Raw genomic sequence first — 17,418 nt, 5'->3', positions numbered from 1 at the left:
AAAGAATTTTTCGCCAATAGCCCTTCAACGGGCTGTTGCGCGTCGCAGCATTGCGCGAGGAACAAGGGATGTTCTCACCGGCCAACCAGCCTCATTTCAACCTGACCGTCGATGGCGTGGAAACCGATTTCCAGGTCTTGTCGTTTACCGGCCGGGAGGCACTCAACACTCCCTTCGAATTCGAGCTGGAACTGGTCAGCGAAAAGGCTGCGATCAACCTCGAAAGCGTGCTGCATAAACTGGCGTTTCTTCAGCTGTCGCCGACCGGCACCGGCATTCACGGGCTGGTCTACAGCATCGCTCAGGGCGAGGCCGGCAAGCGTCTGACGCGCTACAAGATCTCCCTGCGCCCGCAACTGGCGTACCTTGCGCACCGGGTCAATCAGCGGATCTTCCAGCAGATGACCGTGCAGCAGATCATCAGCAAGGTGTTGGAAGAACACGGCATCCTCGCCAGCGATTATCACTTCCAGCTCAGCGCGATTTACCCCGAGCGCATCTACTGCGTGCAGTACGACGAGTCGGATCTCGACTTCATCCAGCGCCTGTGCGAGGAGGAGGGGATTCACTACCACTTTCAGCACACCGCCAGCGGCCACAAACTCACCTTCGGTGATGACCAGACGGTGTTCCCCAAACTGGCGCCCGTGGCCTATCAGCAAGACTCCGGGCTGGTCGCGGACAAACCGGTGGTCAAGCGTTTCGGCCTGCGTCTGGCCACGCGCACCAGCCGTACCACACGGCGCGATTACGACTTCGTCAAACCGAAGATCGAGCTGGAAAGCGATGCCAAAAGCAGCGCCCAACCCGATCTTGAGGACTACGACTACCCGGGCCGTTTCGTGGATCGCGACCGAGGCAAGCACCTGGCCAATCGGGCACTTGAACGTCATCGCAGCGACTACCGTCTGGCCGAAGGTAACAGCGATCAGCCGATTCTGGTCAGCGGACATTTTCTTGCCCTGACCGAACACGCAAACCCGACGTGGAACGACCTGTGGCTGCTCACTGAGATCTTCCACGAAGGCAAGCAGCCGCAAGTGCTGGAAGAGTCGGTGACCAGCGACACCACGGACAACAAGGACGATTTCCACCAGGGCTACCGCAACCGCTTCAGCGCGATCCCGTGGGACGTGCCTTACCGTCCGCCGCTCGATCACCCGAAACCGAAAGTCCTCGGCACCCAGAGTGCCGTGGTCTGCGGCCCGGAAGGCGAAGAGATCTACTGCGACCAGTATGGCCGGGTCAAGGTGCAGTTCTTCTGGGATCGCGAAGGCAAGCATGACGACATGACCAGTTGCTGGATGCGCGTCGCGTCGAGCTGGGCCGCCGAAACCTTCGGCTCGATCAACATTCCGCGCGTCGGAATGGAAGTCTTGATCACCTTCCTTGAAGGCGATCCCGACCAGCCGCTGATCACCGGTTGTCTGTACCACGGCGCCAATCTGCCTCCCTACAAACTGCCGGATTTCAAGACCCTGGCCACGGTCAAGAGCAAGGAATACAAGGGCAGCCGCGCCAACGAACTGCGCATCGACGACACCACCAGCGAGATCAGTATCGCGCTGCGCAGTGACCACGGCGCCAGTGCGATCAACCTCGGCTACCTGACGCATCCACGCCCAAGTGGCGGCCAGCCGCGTGGCGAAGGGTTCGAATTACGCACCGACCGCCACGGCGCAGTGCGTGCCGGTGCCGGTCTGCTGATCACCACCGAGCCGCGTCCGAACGAGTCGAAACATCACAAGGATCTGCCGGAAACCGCCGAACGCCTCGCCACTGCCAGCGACCAGCAGGACGGCTTCGCGGTGCAGGCCAAAGAGCTGCAAGCGCAGGAGGCCGGCGATCAGGACGACGTGGCCAAGGCCTTGCACGCACAGCATCAAGGCGTGCTCGGCAGTGGCCCGGCGAACATGACCGCCAATGAGTTCCCGGAATTCACTGAACCGCATCTGGTACTGGCCAGCCCGGCCGGCATCGCCCTGACCACGCCGCGCTCCAGTCACATCGCCACCGGCGAACACTTGGCGCTGAGCAGCACTGGTCACACCAGTCTCTCCATCGGCAAACGCCTGCTGGCCAGCGCCAGTCGCGGTATGCGCTTGTTCGTGCAAAGCATGGGCTGGCGTCTGGTAGCCGCTTCCGGTGACATCGACGTGCGTGCGCTCAAGGACAGCATCAATCTGCTGGCCAAACTCAACATAACCGCCAATGCCGACCGCATCACCATCACCGCCAAGACCGAACTGGTGATCCAGGGCGGTGGCAGCGCCACGACCTACAACGCCGGCGGCATCACCCATGCCACCAGCGGGCCGTACACCGCGCATGCGGCGAACTTCGCCTACACCGGCGCGAAAAGTCTGGCCGGGGTATTCCCGGAACCACCAAAACCCGGCAAGGGCAACCTCGAACTGTTCAACCAATACGCCGGGCGTCAGGGCATCAAAGAGGGCGATTACGAAGTCATCGACGCCTTGGGCAAAAGCATAAAGGGCAAGCTCGACGCCAAGGGTTTTGCCAGCGTCTCTGGCGCCGCACCGGGGCCAGCGCGCGTGTTGTTCGGCAAGGATCCGGCGGACACCTGGAGCGATGGCAGTTATATCGGCAAGCCGGAATGGCCGTTGAATCCGCCGGGGGGCGAAGAGGTGCCGAGTCAGGTGCAGGCGATGGTCGCGCAGGTATTGCCAACAAAGAACTGGGACATGCTGGAGAAGGGCAAGGAAATGGCACAAACAGGGATGAGTGCGGTGCAGGCCGCGCAGGGCGCAATGCAAACGGCGCAGCAGGTCAAAGGCGCAGTGCAGGGCGGAGTGGCCGGATTGCCGAAACTGGCGAGTGCCGCCATCCCGAGTGCGTCGGGGATCCTCGGGGCGGCGAGCAAGGCAGGCAAGTTGCCGGGTTTGCCGGCGCCAACGTTGCCTAAACCTTCGCTTAAAACCGCTGGGCTGATTGCAAGTGAGATGCTGTCATGACTACCGAAAGCGCAACCCAAAACCGCGAGTCACAAGTCGCGATCGTACCGTTGAATCAGATTCAAGTAGCGGATGTCGGACGCGATGCTGCCAAATTCGATGCATGGCTGCAGGAAGTCAGTGGTGGTTATGTAACGCTTGAGCGGATCAAGTATTTCGCCGGAGCCCTGCCGGTAGTCGGCAATATCATGGCGCTGATCGATGTCTTGAATGACATCGCCGTTTTATCTCGGAGTGAAAAGCGTGATCCACTGGATTGGGTCAGCCTTGGCATCGACCTAATCGGTGTAATTCCTGTACCCGCGAATATGGCTGCCGCTCGGATGAGCCTTCGACCGACGCTTTATCTGGTAAGGCAGGAAATGAAGGTCGCTGGCAAGGCCCTCTTGGGCGATGCGTTGATCAACGTGATTGCCGGTCACTTGAACGCGACCATTGTTGGTGAGATTGATCACTTCGTTAAGACGGCTCAATCCTCCTTGCCGGATCTGCTGGATAAAGCTGGACAAAAAGGCGAAGAGTTCCTGACGCAGATCGCCAAGGGACTCAACGCTGTTGTCGATTCTGATCTAGATTCGGGTGTTGACCTCAATCGAGCAGAGAAGCGAATGAGCGGTGTGGGAGGACAACTTCTGCACGATCCCGGCAAGGCCATCAGCAATATTTTCGATGCAGCCTGGGACGTCTACAAGGCGGCGGGGAAAGGCGTAGTCAACAGCGCTGCAAAGCATCTGTTGCCTAACGAAGCCAAGAAACTGGTTCACGATCAGACAACCAAACTGGTCGCCATGGGGCCGGAATTACGGGCTCAGCTGAAAAAACTAAGCAACCCGAATATGCCGTTTTCTATCGGTGCGCTTCTGATCGTGTTGGCCAAGGCTGTCGAAGCATGGAATCTGCGTAACAGGCGGGGTGTTGCTGGTCACGTGAAGGTCGGCGGTACGAGCCAAGCCAAGCACCGGGCCGGAGAGGGTAGAACTGAAGTCAGGAAGACCGAAGTACCGCCGAAGAAAAAGCCTAATGCCGAAAAAAATGGTACCTGTCCAGGTACTTGCGACAGCATCAGCTTTGCAGTTGGTTCTGAAAGTATTGCTCACACGGACTTCAATTTGGCCGGCCCGTTCCCGATCGAATGGACGCGTATCTACAGCTCCGATTTGGGTTCTTACGACCAAGGCGACTTGGGGGCACGATGGATCACTTCATTCACAACACGATTCGACCTTGTCGACGGTGCCTTGCAGTTCCATGATGCGGACGGCCGCAGCCACGACTTTCCGTTGCCCAAAGTCGATCTGTTTCATTATGACGCCATTGAAAATCTCACTGTTATCCGGGTAAGTGACGACAAACTGTTGCTCTGCCGTGGTTTTGAACGCAAGGAAACCTACGTACGTAGTGGTCAGCGGTTTTTGCTGGCCGGCGTAGAGTTGCGAAGCGGTGCCGGCATCATGCTGCATTACGAATACCGCCATGGTGATCGGACAGTTCTGTCCGATCTGATTACTTACGAGGGGGATCTAAGCAAAGTACATCTGCATCTTGGGACAATGATTGATGAGCAAGGACGTTTGACCGGACTGTGGGAAATTCGTGACGGAGAACCTCTGCGTCAGCTGTGTTCTTACGCTTACGATTCGATGGGCGATCTAGTACAGGCACAAGATGAGAATGGTGCGGTTTGGAGTTATCAGTATCAACATCACCTGATCACCCGTTACACCGACCGCACTGGCCGGGGTATGAATTTGCAATGGCAGGGCTACGGTGTCGACGCCAAGGCTGTTCGCGAATGGGCTGACGACGGCAGCTTCGATACGCGCTTGGAATGGGATGAAAACATTCGTCTGGTATACGTCACTGACGCGCTCGGTCACGAAACTTGGCACTATTTTGACAGCCTTGGTTATACCTACCGCATCCGGCATGCAGATGATCGCTCAGATTGGTTTTTCCGCGATGACGCCAAAAACGTGATCCGTCACGTCCGTGCCGATGGTCGCTCGGATCGTTACAGCTATGACGAACGAAGCAACCTTCTCGAGCATATCCGTACCGATGACACGGTAGTGCACTTTGCCTACGACGATCATGATCAACTGATCAAGATCAGCGATGCCGAGGGGGGGCAATGGACAAGAGCCTACGACGATTTAGGCAATCTTGTTGAGAGCGTAGATCCGCTGGGTAACAAGACTGAATACGCTTACAACCCGGTCGGGATGCCAACCGCAGTCAAAGATGCCAACGGCAATGAAAAGAAACTTTCCTATAACGCTTCCGGCCAACTGGTGGAGTACGTCGATTGTTCAGGCAAGACCAGTGCCTGGGAGTACAACTATCGCGGGCAAATGGTTTGCTTTACAGATGCCGCCGGTCAGAGCACCGAGTACGAGTACAAAGCCGGGCAACTAATCTTGATCAAGCATCCAGACAAGACCGAAGAGCGTTTTGAGCGTGATGCGGAAGGCCGTTTGCTGGCTCATGTCGATGGTCTGGATCGTTGCACGACATGGAAATACAGCGCGGCAGGATTGATTGCGGAGCGGGTCGATGCGCTGGAGCATGCCGTTCGTTATCGCTGGGACAAACTCGGTCGTCTGATCGCGCTGGAAAACGAGAATGAGCGGCGCGCCCACTTCAACTATGATCCGGTCGGCCGCTTGCTGGAAGAAACAGCCTTTGATGGGCGCTCAACGCGTTACTTGTATGAACCCGAAACCGGTCGACTTGCGAAAATCTACAACGGAGAGCATTGCGTCGAGGTTCGCTTTGACTCAATGAATCGTTTGGTTGAACGTCGAGCCATTTTGGGTGAACAGCAGCAGAGCGAAACTTTCAATTACGACGGCAATAGCAAGCTGATCATGGCTTGCAATGCCGACAGCCGCTTGCAGTGGTTTCATGATCCGGCGGGTAACATACTGCGCGAACACCAACATTATCTGGGCCTGGAAAGCCCGATGGTCGCCGTATGGCAGCACGAGTACGATGCACTCAATCAAAGGGTTGCCACTGTTCGCCCCGATGGACATCGTGTCAGCTGGCTGACTTACGGTAGCGGACACTTACTGGGCTTGCGTCTGGACGATCATGAGTTGGCCGGTTTCGAGCGCGATGACTTACATCGTGAAGTCGCCCGTCACCAGGGTAACCGCCTGCTGCAAACGCAGAAATGGGATCCCGCCGGACGACTGCAAGAGCAGATGCTGGTACATGGCGATGACAAATCCGTGCTGCTCAAGCGCGACTTCAAATACGATGCTGCCGGTCAATTGACGGATATCAATGATAGTCGTCGAGGCCCATTGTCCTATCGCTATGATCCTGTAGGTCGTTTAATCAGTGCCGTTACGCGGCTTGGAGTCGAAACCTTTGCTTTCGATCCAGCCGGCAACCTTCTGGACGAAAAAGCCTTTGATATCCGCAGGCCCCTGGATCAGGAGCCCGTGCGCAGCAAACTTCTCGATAACTTGTTGCGTGAGTACGCAGGCACGCACTATGAGTACGACGAGCGCGGAAATCAGGTCAAGCGTTGGAGTAATGGCAGTGTGTGCGAGATGCGATGGGATCTGTTTGATCGCCTGGTGCATTTCGAGGATGACCGTCTGGCAGTTGATTATGCCTACGACCCACTCGGTCGTCGCTTACACAAAAACTCCCGAGCGCACTATAAGCATCGTCCAGAGGCCGGATCTCTGTGGAATCGTAATGAACATGCACGCAAACAACGTGAGTATGGTTGCGGCTTCACGATGTTCGGTTGGGACGGTGACAATCTGGCGTGGGAGAGCAGTCCCGCTCAGCTAGATGGTGATACCGGACGCACTGTTCATTATGTTTTTGAGCCCGGCACATTCAATCCAGTGGTAAAGGCGCTAAGTCACCAGCCTATTCGTTTGGTGCCTCAACCCATTTACGGTGATGTTTACACTCCGGACGAGGATCCACTGTGGAATCACGCGCCTGTTCCTCAACCGTTTGATGCAGTTGCTTGGTACCAATGCGATCACCTCGGCACACCACAGGAACTGACCGACCAGCAGGGTGAAATGGCATGGAGCGCACAGTACAAGGTGTGGGGACAAGCAATTGAACAACGCTCATCCTCGGCCCAGCGACAAGGGTTGAATAACCCGATCCGCTTCCAAGGCCAGTATCACGATCATGAGACTGGGCTGCATTACAACCGCCATCGGTACTACGACCCTGGCGTCGGTCGCTTCGTGTCTCGCGATCCAATCGGATACGCTGGCGGTATCAACTTCTATCAGTATGCGATCAGCCCGACCCAGTGGGTCGATCCGAGTGGACTGTGCAGTAGCACGCTCAATCGGGCATTGGGTGGCAAAGCCCATGACAAAATGCAGGCACATCACCTCATCCCCGAGGAAGTATGGGGACGGCAAGCAAGCTTCTTCTCGGACATCGGGATGGGCGGAGAGCGGGATAAAAAGGAAAACGGCCTGTTGATGCCTGACAGTGCGGATCAGGCTAAGAAAACCAAGCGCGTTTTTTACCATTGCGGATCGCATGGTAAGGTCTATAGCCCGATGGTTAACAACATGGTAACGACCGTCAGGAGCAAATATGAGGCTGGTGTCATCGACGAAGCACAGGCGCGAACTCAGATATCCGCGATACAGACAAGATTAAGAGCAAGCCTTTCGGTGCCTGGCACAAAAAAACGCCGACTTAGATAAGCAAGGAGAAGGGTTTATGGAATATTACGTGCTTTCTCAAAAGGAAGAACCTGGTTGCCCGGCTGGCTTCTTACAGGCAGATCTCTACGATAAATTTTACTCAGATACCAAAGGTGTCGAGCATGGTTTTTTTCCTTGGTATGCAGAGAAAATCCATTACAAAACACACACGCCCTATCCAGAAGGTATGGTGCTTATTTCTAAAGATAAGTTCTATGATTTCGATATACGCAGTGTGGCGCGTTTTTACATAGTCAGTGATGATTTTATGTCTGTTTGTAGCGAGCTAGACGTAGGTGTTACTGACGCTGTGCCTATTCAAGTGGTTTCCAAAGGTGGGGAAACTATTTCATCAAAAAGCTACAATGCCGTACTTTTTGAAGAGTTGGATGCGCGCTCGGAGACTGATCCTGCTTCTACTTTCATAGAAGAGGATGGGTTGATTTTCAGGTTCAAAAAATTGGTATTACCTCCCGACTTCAAGCGTGATCTGTTCAAATTCAAGGGGTTGATTTCAGGAAGTAATACACTTATTTGCTCGCGCATATTCAAAGAGCTTGCAAAAGATATTAAAGGAGTAAATTTTACGCCTTTGGAAAGCGTGCTTTGGTCGGCCATCAAGCCAATTTGAGTGTGAAGGATGGATGCGTTTGCAATCATCAGTGAATTCCGGGCAGCTGGCTTACGGACTGCGAGCCTACATGAAGGTCAAGCAGCTCGTCATTACGATTAACCAGCGTGATTCTCAGGCACTGCAACGCGATTTTGGGATTTCTACCGCAGTGGCTGACGAAATTTACGAAGCCATTGACGATTACTTTGATAGAGGTACAAAGGTTTCAATTTGTCCGGAGATGGAGGCTTTTGAGTCGCGTGGAAAGCAACGGCCGTTTGTTGATATTTACGAAACAGACGATGGTGTGCTTGGGTTGGAATATATCCTTTTTGCTGACGGAGAACCCAGCGAAGCGATACTCCATTTGGAGGTATCGGAAACAGATCCGCAGCTTTCTCTTTATTATAAGTACATCGGTTCTTAAGCTTTATGCTGATTGATGTATTTGCAGGCACCAGCGACGAAGATCCAGTATTCGAGGAACTTCCGGCTCGTCAGTTGGGTATTGCAACCCATGAGCTGCTGTCCTCACCAGGTCTGGCGCTCAATATGGCTCGAGGAGACGTCATCTTCATCGAGGACAGAAGCACTCATGCGGTAGTTCTTGAGCGAGGCGGCAATTTCTGCATCCACATCTACGCTGACCATATCCCTGTTGAGGATATCGCCGGGCTTGAAAGCGATGTCGGATGCGACCTGGGTGGCACGCTGGATGGGGTGTTTCAGAGAAATCTATCGTTGGCCGTACCTGCGGGCAACGGGATGGACAAGATCAATGAGTTTTTTGATCGGTTTCGCGATAGAACCGGGACTCAATGGTATTACGCGAACATCTATCAAAATCTGGATGACGATGATGACGAGACGCTTTTGAACTGGTGGCCTGAAGACTGACGATCCCAAGTCCGCAATCGAATGGCATCGGATCGACAAGAAGGAGTGGCTGTGAGCGAACATGAACGGGCATATCCCAACGCCGCGCAGAGCGCGATCTGCGAAAGTACGAGATGGCAGTATTTCCACCCGAAGAGATGGTTGCTATCGCCATCGAGTCGCTGGGAAAAACACCTGTCTACGGCACCAGAGTGGAGCTACCGGAAGGGGGGATGTCAGTTGGTTCAGTCACTGGGGCACGCATTCGACAGCGATAGATTTTTACCAGCCTATTTGTATTGAGCATTTACCCGAAATGCTACCGCTGGTTATGAAGTATCTATGTTTGCCCACGGGCGCAAAATTCATCATCGATATCCAAGGGTACGAAGACGTTTGGATGGCTGAGTAACTTGGTCAAAGGAGTGACAACATGAAAGACGCAATCCGCTTGGGCGACTCCACTACACACGGTGGCAAGGTGCTCGAAGCTTTCTCCCGAACCGACCTCAACGGCAAGCCGATTGCCGGGGTCGGTCACAAGGTTAGCTGCCCGTTGTGCAAGGGGATTTTCCCGATTGCAGAGGGTAGTAGCACCTACACCGTCGATGGCACGCCCATCGCGCTCGACGGCATGAAAACCGCCTGTGGTGCCGCGCTGATTGCCAGCGGCCCAAAAGGTGCGGTTGTCAGCTGAGTCCACATTTTGTGAATGGATTGCCCATCTCCATGGCACGGACTCCCGTCGTCCGTTCTAAGGCAATTGAAGCGTGAATGAAGTCGTTCTTTTAGCATTATCTGAATGTACCTGCTAACTACCCAATCATGAGTTTTATATGCTGAATTCAAATTCTGTTTTTAAACGCCTGTGGATTGCATGTGTTACAGGTGTTTGCTTCTGTAGCACGAACGTAGCGCAAGCGAAGCCAGTTGACGCCTATAAGCAATTGGATACCGCTGTGCTTCAATACGCGTATTCAAAAGAACAGAAAGACCTGGATAGCGTAAACAAACTTCTTGCGGAAGGCGCGAAACCTGACGCTCTTATTCTATGGCATGCAGCTTATTACAGGAGTCCAGTGCTGGTAGACCGGCTTCTCGAGTTTTCTATCGATGTCAATCAACCAATCAGCGATAACGGTGAAACAATACTGTTATCCATATTGGGGCATATGGGTGATCCAGAAGACATGAAGGACTCAATACCCATTGTGCGGAGCCTAATCAAAGCAGGTGCCGACACCAATGTAATTGCTCAAGGCGGAACCAATACCCCACTTATTGCAGCCGTGGGCATAGAAAATCCGTCGTCGGTCGAAGTAACAAAGTTGCTGCTGCAGGCTGGTGCCGACGCCCGGATGCTGACGCCTCAGGGCTTTTCTCCATTGATCGGCAAAGGTGCGAACAATCTGGAATTGATCAAGCTGTTGATCGCTGCTGGTACTGATCCCTATGGCGTCAGCAAGGTGGGTTCTACACCGCTGCATTATGTTTGCGAGCGTGCCTATGCACTGAACGATCAGCCGGATCCACAAGCTGCGCAGCGGATTGCGCTGCTGCACAAGGCTGGCACTTCCGTTGATGCTTTTGCACCTCAACAGCAGGCATGGCCTGTTGGCACTCCATTGCTGGAAAGTGCAATTCGTAGCAACACGGATTGCACGAAGGCTTTGCTGGCTGCCGGCGCCGATAAAGATGCACCGGCTTTTCCTCCGGAATATGTGGCACAAGACCCGAGTGTTAAAGGTCAGACCGTCCGTCAAAACATACTCAAATCAGTAAAAGATGTACCGGATTTGTATTCCGAATCCATTATCACGTTGTTCCAGTAAAAACAATCAAGCCAAACAGAGCTCAATGCTCCCTGAAATTTAAAGGAATAAATATGAAGATCGCTTCTTTGATTCTCGTCATGGCAGCAGCTTTCGGTACCTGCTCTCTCGCCCACGCCGAAGGACAGGATGCCGCCACCCTGAAAGGGGTGTACGACAACGGTCGTAACATGTCAGGCCTGATCAAAAGCTGTGTCGATAAGGGGATCCTGAAAGCAGACAGCGGCGAGAACGCCAACAAGATGGTTGCATTCGTTGGCAACATGCCTGGTGATTTCGATAAGCGTGACGGCGACAGGAACGAAGAGTTTGGCCGTAAGGGGGAAGTGTTGGTGAACGGGGAATACAAGAGCCTGGAAAGCAATTTGCCACCGAACCTCACTCTCAAACAATGGTGTGAGCAGGCTGATCAAGGTATGCGCCAAGGACTGAAGCGTATGGGGCTCTAACCTAGACAGTTCAGCTTTGAATGACGCTCGCTGATCCCGAGCGTTTTTCGCTAGTCCAAAAACGTAGAGATTTTTGTCGCATGCCGCTTTACAAAATTGCGGCAGGGGAGATGGCATCGTTTCTACGGGCGGCGCCCGGCTGATTATGTGACGGTAGGATAGCTTCTGAAGTAAACGTCTGGGGTGCCCGAGGTATTACTGGCATAACGCTGAGGAATGTGGCGTTACTCCAGCTGGTTATAATCATAATATGAGCTTTTTGAGGGGTTATGGAAGCAACGTTAGCTGACATCGATAGAGATGGCTGGGAGTTGGACGACGCCGAAGCCATCCACAATGAATTCCCTACAAGCTTCTGGCTCCCACCGAGAGATGCTAGAAATAGCCTCCAAGCACAACAGCTTGTTAAGCTGATTTTTAGAATCGTTGCCACCGATGAGCGCGGAGCAGAAGAAGTATGCGTCGAGCGCATGTGGGTTATCGTCAAGGGTCGAGTCGGAAATCTGTATATAGGGCAGCTCGATAACGCCCCTTATTGCACTGATAGGATTCAGGCTGGTATGGAGGTCTGCTTTCTGCCAAATCACGTTATCTATATTTATAACAGCGGCAACCATAGGGAAGGTTCGTAGGGAGTGCGCGCACCTAGGTAGGCATACCCACTCGCACTCATTCGCCAGCGGTATCGGTAGGCGCATGAGCACGCCCTTCTAGTATGTGTCCAGAATCAAGCCCAAGCGCGATGCGACAACCCCCTGCACCTGAGCCACGAAACCAAACATCCTCACAGAAGCTCCAAGTCTATAAGCCAATGGTTGAAAATGTGGTCGAAAAGTTCGTGATGACTATGATCTGGCGATATCGATAATGCACAGGCTCGCTCCCAGATTTCAGCAATCCCATCCAGACTAAGAGCGAGTTTGTCTGTGTCTGGAACAAAACAACGTAAAGTTCGATGAATAGGGAGTTGTGCGTCATGAATTATTATGTGCTTTCTCAAAAGGAAGAATCTGGCTGTCCTATAGGGATTATCTATGCGGATCTCTTCGATAAGTTTTACCCCGATACGAAGGGCGTTGAGTTTGGTTTTTTTCCCTGGTATGCAGAAAAGGGGAAGCCCGGGCCGCGTACGCCTTTTCCGGAGGGCATGGTACTTATTTCTAAAGATAAGAACTATGATTTCGATTTTCGTAGCGTTTCGCGTTTTTTTTACATAGTAAGTGATGAGTTTTTGGCTGCATGTCATCGTCTGAATGTGAGTATTGTTGATAGCGTTAAAATCGAAGTGCTTTCTGAGACGGGAGAATCGATATCTTCGAAAAGCTATAATGCTGTACTATTTGAGGAGTTGGATGTTCGGTCTAATTCTGATCCGGCGTCCACGTTTGTAGAGGAAAATGGCAGGCCTGTTAGGTTCAAGAAACTGATCCTTTCGGATGACTGGAAGCTAGATCTTTTCAAATATAGGAGACTCATTTCAGGCAGCGATAGCTTGATCTGCTCTCAGGCTTTCAAGGATCTGGCAGAAAACTTCAAAGGCATAGCATTTACTCCATTGGAGACTGTTCTGTGGTCGGGGATAAGACGAATCTGAAAAGGCCAGTTTCTACATCAGGAGGATTAAGTTGAAAGACGCGATCAGACTAGGTGACTCCACCACACATGGTGGCAAGGTGCTCGAAGCCTTCTCCCGAACCGACCTCAACGGCAAGCCAATTGCCGGGGTCGGTCACAAGGTCAGTTGCCCGTTATGCAAGGGGATTTTCCCGATTGCCGAGGGCAGTAGCACCTATACCGTCGATGGCACGCCCATCGCGCTGGACGGTATGAAAACCGCGTGTGGAGCGGGCTGATTGCCAGTGGCCCTAAAGGCGCTGTGATCAGCTGAATCTCTAAGCTCCGTATGGGGTTCAGTGCTCCGAGCGCGGTTTCCTGTCGTACTCTGCAGGGCGCGCGCTCCGTACCCACTTTCAATCTCACAAGCCTGTTGACTGGTACCTGCTATTACACAAGCAATGGTTGGTCAGAACGAATCCAAATGACCAGCACGGTCGAATAAATACCCAAGGGATCCTTTGTGCCTTCAACTTTAGTAAACATTATTATTCGCGACCGTGGCGCGGAGGCCTATTCCGAGTACGCAGAGTTCCAAATTACCGATCCCGATGTAATCGTTAGCGCCGCTCGGCAAACTCTCGATTCGATCCCTCCATCATTTGGTTCTTGCGTCATGGTCAGTGCTGGCTTCACTGCCATTCTCAAATCTCAAGGGATACCCGCAGTTGTCGTTCTCGGAGACCTACTGATTAACGGCCAGTATGTTTTCGAATGCAGGGGGAACATTCCAGGGGCAACCTACGAGGGAGAGTTTGTGGAAGCCAAGTGGGACGGCCACGCCTGGGTAATGCTTGCCGGTGTGCTCTGCGACCTATCGATCTTCCGAAGCGCCTACGCCACTAAAACGCCAAGCAACCTCAAAACCTTCATCAGCCAGCAGTTCGGTGAGGGCAAGGGGGCACTGATGTGTCCCCACGATAGCTTGCCGGTCGGCATGGAGTTTGTACCCAAGTTTGCTCTCAGTGACGCTCAGATTCTGGGGATTCTGGATGGTTTGTCCAAGCAAGCGCTTCAGAACGAAGTGACGAAATTCGAGGTGGCATTCACGGCTGAGCCGGGAGCTGAATACGGCTAGAAAATAAGGGCGACGCTGACTTCACTGCGAGCTTACCGACCATGTCAGCTAGCTATTCAATTCTACTGCAATCATTGCTCGCTCTTTGCTTAATGGCTGAAGAACTCCCGGTGATCCTCTCGTATGAAGGTAGAGAAAGTATTCGTCGTTATGGTTATGAATTATCCGGTACACCTCACCAGGCGAGAGCCTACTAGGAAAGACAGTCTTGTCTAAGAGCAGCTCGAAGTGAGAGATGTGTAGTGATCTCAATGCAGTCATAAACGCTTCCTGCTCCTGGCGATACCACCGCCGCAACATTAGGTGGCGAAGGAAGAAAACCAGACAAGCGATTGCAGCCAAGCCTATAGCAACCAACGATTTAATATCAGGCCCCATTTAGCATCTCCCTTTGCTTCATGAACACCATCCGGAGCTTAGGCGTCACGATGACGTCACTGCGAGCTTAGCCAAACTTCCATTTTCTGCAGCCAGCCTATTTCGAGAAAAACTTCGGTTTCCCTAAATCTGGAAACCAATCAGCCACTTCAATACTTCAGTGGCCGGCCTCGCGCAGTGCCCACCCTAAAATCAGATCCGCTGATGCTCGATATTGATCTGCCATGAAGAACCCTCAAGCCTGCAAACTAAACATCTTTACTCGAAGCAACATTGCGGACAAAAAAAAGCCCGCGATGGGGAGAGCGGGGTGTGAATCATGTAAGGAGCTGACTTCAACGTACTCCGATGGATGTGAAAAAATTGTAAGAAGTCGTCATGGAGACTTTTTGAGGCGCGCCAAACCTTGTTTGATGTGGCCAGCGTTCTCACCTATTGTGTAAAGCGCTCCTCGGACATTGTCTCCGACGTCTGCGTGGCCTTGAGCTTCAGCGTGCAACGTCAATTCCATTAATGCTGCTTCTAGAGCGAGCTGATTCTGATACATCCTTTCCAGCACATCTGATAACGAGTATTCGCCTGCCATTTTCCTTCTCCTCTCCTTGGATTCTTCTGAGAATATCTGCTCTGGAACAACCTAGGGTATTAAGCGCATCTCGCGTAGTTTGTCGAACACGTCGAAAAAAGCTTGATCACTCGCCTGGTAGGCAGTGAAACCCATTGCACGGCTTTTCGACATGTCCGTGACCACTTCGATTGGTCGACCGAGATCAGCATCGGTGTGCCATGGGGACACCAGGCGATCAATATCCGGTTCTTTCAAACCGTGTTCCGCAACCATGTTCGTCCATACGGCTTGATCGTCAGCCATCTGCTTCTCTAGAGGGGAGGGTGACGCAGGATAATCGGCAGCAGGCAAGTCGAAGTGGTCGGAAATGCGGCTCCACATCCATTTCCAACGAAATACATCGCCATTGGTGACGTTGAATGCCTGGTTAGCTGCAGCCGGCGTGGTGGCCGCCCACAGTTGTTGTTTCGCCAGCTGTCGCGCGTCAGTCATATCGGTGAGGCTATCCCACTGCACTTTTGATCCGGGAAAGACAAAAGGGCGATTGGTTTGTTTGCAAATTGAGGCATAGACGGCGAGGGTGGTTGCCATATTCATCGCGTTGCCTACAGCAACCCCGGTAACGGTATGCGGGCGATGAACGCTCCAAGTGAAGCCGTCCTTTTCAGCAGCGGCGAAAAGCTCATCCTCTTGGGCGTAATAGAAGTTTTCGACATCCAGTCGACCCTGCTCTTCGTGGAACGGCTTTCTTTTATTGAGTTTGGCAGGGCGGGTGCTGGCAAATGACGTAGTTAGATATGTCATACAATAATTGACGACGCAAAGCTTACTTTGAGAGACATTTCACGTATGGCAATGGATAGTAGTCATTTATCATTATTTTTGTAAAAGTCTAGGATCGCAATTAGCGTGCGGAGAAAATTCAACGCGGCTATAGACGCTCTCCATATTTGACGTTTAGTCAGCATGTTAATTCACTCCAATTCTGATATGCTTCAGGGGGGGCAGATTAATTTTCAATTTCTCCCCCACAAAATTTCAGTCAGCTCCTCTCTTACCTCAGACACCTCAAATGACGCTATTGAGTCGGGTGCAATATCCATGATGGTATCGAAATAACAAAACGCATCATTACTCATGTCGCTATCGTGTAGTTCGATGTGATACTCATAGTCCGCCGAAAACCGTGAGCGCATAATAGGTATATTTAAATCTCGAATCTCTTTATAGATTTTCAATGTTAAATGTGCACTAAACAGGCAGCTGTCAAATATCTTATTTTTGTGTGCTCGTGTTACGTCTATCTGTCCGCGTGTACTCGGAATAGTCGAGAAATTAGTAAATAGTACATGCATTGAATCTAATTTTTCTTTGTTGATTTTATTCATATGTTTATAGTAGCTGTGCGTGCTGCTGGGCGAGTATTGGCAGGTGGAATCTACGAGCAGAATTATTTTGTCCGATTTTGCCAAAGTTTCGTAGAGATCCCTGTTAAGGTCTAAGAGGATTAGGTCGTAAGTGTTTTTTATGTCCTCAAAAGTTAAGGTTGCGGCTTTTTTGCGAAGGATTATTTCTTCATGATCGATGCATGATGCAAAAGCAGGGAGATTTTTACGTTGCTCGTTTTCCTCTTCTAGCCTTAACAATTCCGAAGGGTACATGATAATGTCGTGCTGGTCGAAAAAGTCAACTTTTGAAGCGAGGCGTTCTGAATTTTTAACGTCTATTCGAGCTTTATTAGTATAGCCCCTGAATACTTCATCATTTGCGATGACTGCAACTTTTAATCCGGTTTGCGCAAACGATGTTGCAATTGCCACGGTTATTGGTGACTTTCCAATACCTCCTTTATAAGCTGTAATGCTGACCACCTTCGCGTGGGGCCAAGTTATATTAAAAGTTCGTAGAAATTGAGAAAGTACGGAGTCAGGGATCTGCACCTTGGAATCAATACTCTCGTATCCCTGCCAAGACTTGACGCTTCTCTCCACTGCCGTGGCAGCATTCTTTGCAGAAATTCCCTTCGATTTTCTTAGTGCTTTTAACTCTTCAGGTCGAATCTTTCTTGCCATGGTTATGTCCTCATTTGGTTCGCAAAATATACGGCAGTCGTGTTTCAGACGAATAGAGGAAAGTGTTGCCTCTTGACGGCTTTGTTTAAGTATGTCTTGTGACGCTCTAATGGTTCCGGAGATCGATTAGGCGTGTAGTGGTCTAATGAAACCGGACACCCATTTAGGCGAGAATGCTCGCCAGATAGAGGTGTCTGATGACCAAACAACGTCGTTCTTTTTCCACTGAATTCAAACGCGAGGCCGCAGGCCTCGTGCTC

At 52.0% G+C, this 17,418-nt stretch carries 13 protein-coding genes and 2 pseudogenes; 12 read left to right on the top strand and 3 right to left on the bottom strand.

Features of this window, described 5'->3' with window-relative positions; genetic code table 11:
- Positions 1-68 precede the first annotated feature (68 nt).
- The 12 genes and pseudogenes from IAI51_RS25385 to IAI51_RS25330 all read left to right on the top strand — a co-directional run bounded on the left by IAI51_RS25385 (position 69) and on the right by IAI51_RS25330 (position 14,140).
- Positions 69-2,975, top strand: a complete 2,907-nt coding sequence (locus tag IAI51_RS25385) for a type VI secretion system tip protein VgrG (protein ID WP_187680971.1) — start codon at positions 69-71, stop codon at positions 2,973-2,975.
- Positions 2,972-7,678 carry an RHS repeat-associated core domain-containing protein gene (locus tag IAI51_RS25380; protein WP_187680970.1) on the top strand — a complete coding sequence of 1,569 codons (4,707 nt, stop codon included), beginning with the start codon at positions 2,972-2,974 and terminating at the stop codon, positions 7,676-7,678. The genes IAI51_RS25385 and IAI51_RS25380 overlap by 4 nt, the downstream gene beginning before the upstream one ends.
- 16 nt (positions 7,679-7,694) lie before the next feature.
- A complete protein-coding gene (locus IAI51_RS25375; protein WP_123462274.1) occupies positions 7,695-8,309 on the top strand; it encodes an Imm43 family immunity protein in 615 nt (204 codons plus the stop codon).
- 70 nt (positions 8,310-8,379) lie between these two features.
- Entirely contained in the window at positions 8,380-8,718 is a 339-nt protein-coding gene (locus tag IAI51_RS25370; protein WP_262410384.1) for a hypothetical protein, read from the top strand.
- Positions 8,719-8,723: 5 nt separating this feature from the next.
- Positions 8,724-9,188, top strand: a complete 465-nt coding sequence (locus IAI51_RS25365) for a DUF4265 domain-containing protein (protein ID WP_109784882.1) — start codon at positions 8,724-8,726, stop codon at positions 9,186-9,188.
- Between the two features lie 412 nt (positions 9,189-9,600).
- The gene (locus tag IAI51_RS25360) at positions 9,601-9,864 is read left to right on the top strand and encodes a PAAR domain-containing protein (protein WP_011333757.1); all 264 of its coding nucleotides are present in this window, start codon (positions 9,601-9,603) and stop codon (positions 9,862-9,864) included.
- 139 nt (positions 9,865-10,003) lie between these two features.
- The gene (locus IAI51_RS25355) at positions 10,004-10,999 is read left to right on the top strand and encodes an ankyrin repeat domain-containing protein (RefSeq protein ID WP_146206147.1); all 996 of its coding nucleotides are present in this window, start codon (positions 10,004-10,006) and stop codon (positions 10,997-10,999) included.
- 53 nt (positions 11,000-11,052) lie between these two features.
- Positions 11,053-11,448 (top strand): hypothetical protein, encoded by a 396-nt coding sequence (locus IAI51_RS25350; RefSeq protein WP_109784879.1) that lies wholly within the window; start codon positions 11,053-11,055, stop codon positions 11,446-11,448.
- A gap of 269 nt (positions 11,449-11,717) precedes the next feature.
- Positions 11,718-12,080: a DUF2314 domain-containing protein gene (locus tag IAI51_RS25345; RefSeq protein WP_187680968.1), complete on the top strand. Its 363-nt coding sequence runs from the start codon at positions 11,718-11,720 to the stop codon at positions 12,078-12,080.
- Between the two features lie 344 nt (positions 12,081-12,424).
- Entirely contained in the window at positions 12,425-13,042 is a 618-nt protein-coding gene (locus IAI51_RS25340) for an Imm43 family immunity protein (protein ID WP_187680967.1), read from the top strand.
- Between the two features lie 31 nt (positions 13,043-13,073).
- Positions 13,074-13,336: pseudogene (locus IAI51_RS25335) on the top strand (PAAR domain-containing protein).
- Positions 13,337-13,525: 189 nt separating this feature from the next.
- Positions 13,526-14,140, top strand: a complete 615-nt coding sequence (locus tag IAI51_RS25330) for a hypothetical protein (protein WP_187680966.1) — start codon at positions 13,526-13,528, stop codon at positions 14,138-14,140.
- 754 nt (positions 14,141-14,894) lie between these two features.
- On the opposite strand, the gene IAI51_RS25325 is transcribed toward IAI51_RS25330, so the two are convergent.
- The 3 genes and pseudogenes from IAI51_RS25325 to IAI51_RS25315 all read right to left on the bottom strand — a co-directional run bounded on the left by IAI51_RS25325 (position 14,895) and on the right by IAI51_RS25315 (position 17,158).
- Complete coding sequence (locus IAI51_RS25325; RefSeq protein WP_095112999.1) at positions 14,895-15,104, bottom strand: hypothetical protein; 210 nt, start codon at positions 15,102-15,104, stop codon at positions 14,895-14,897.
- A gap of 51 nt (positions 15,105-15,155) precedes the next feature.
- A pseudogene (locus IAI51_RS25320) lies at positions 15,156-15,830 on the bottom strand (NAD-dependent dehydratase); the annotation flags it as partial.
- Positions 15,831-16,102: 272 nt separating this feature from the next.
- Positions 16,103-17,158, bottom strand: coding sequence for a ParA family protein (locus tag IAI51_RS25315; protein WP_187680965.1), 1,056 nt, complete (start codon positions 17,156-17,158; stop codon positions 16,103-16,105).
- Positions 17,159-17,418: the final 260 nt, after the last annotated feature.

Source organism: Pseudomonas sp. N40(2020) (assembly GCF_014472415.1).
Taxonomy (GTDB): domain Bacteria; phylum Pseudomonadota; class Gammaproteobacteria; order Pseudomonadales; family Pseudomonadaceae; genus Aquipseudomonas.
The sequence above is the reverse complement of the archived record's forward strand: the minus strand, read 5'-3'. Positions and strand labels throughout refer to the sequence as shown.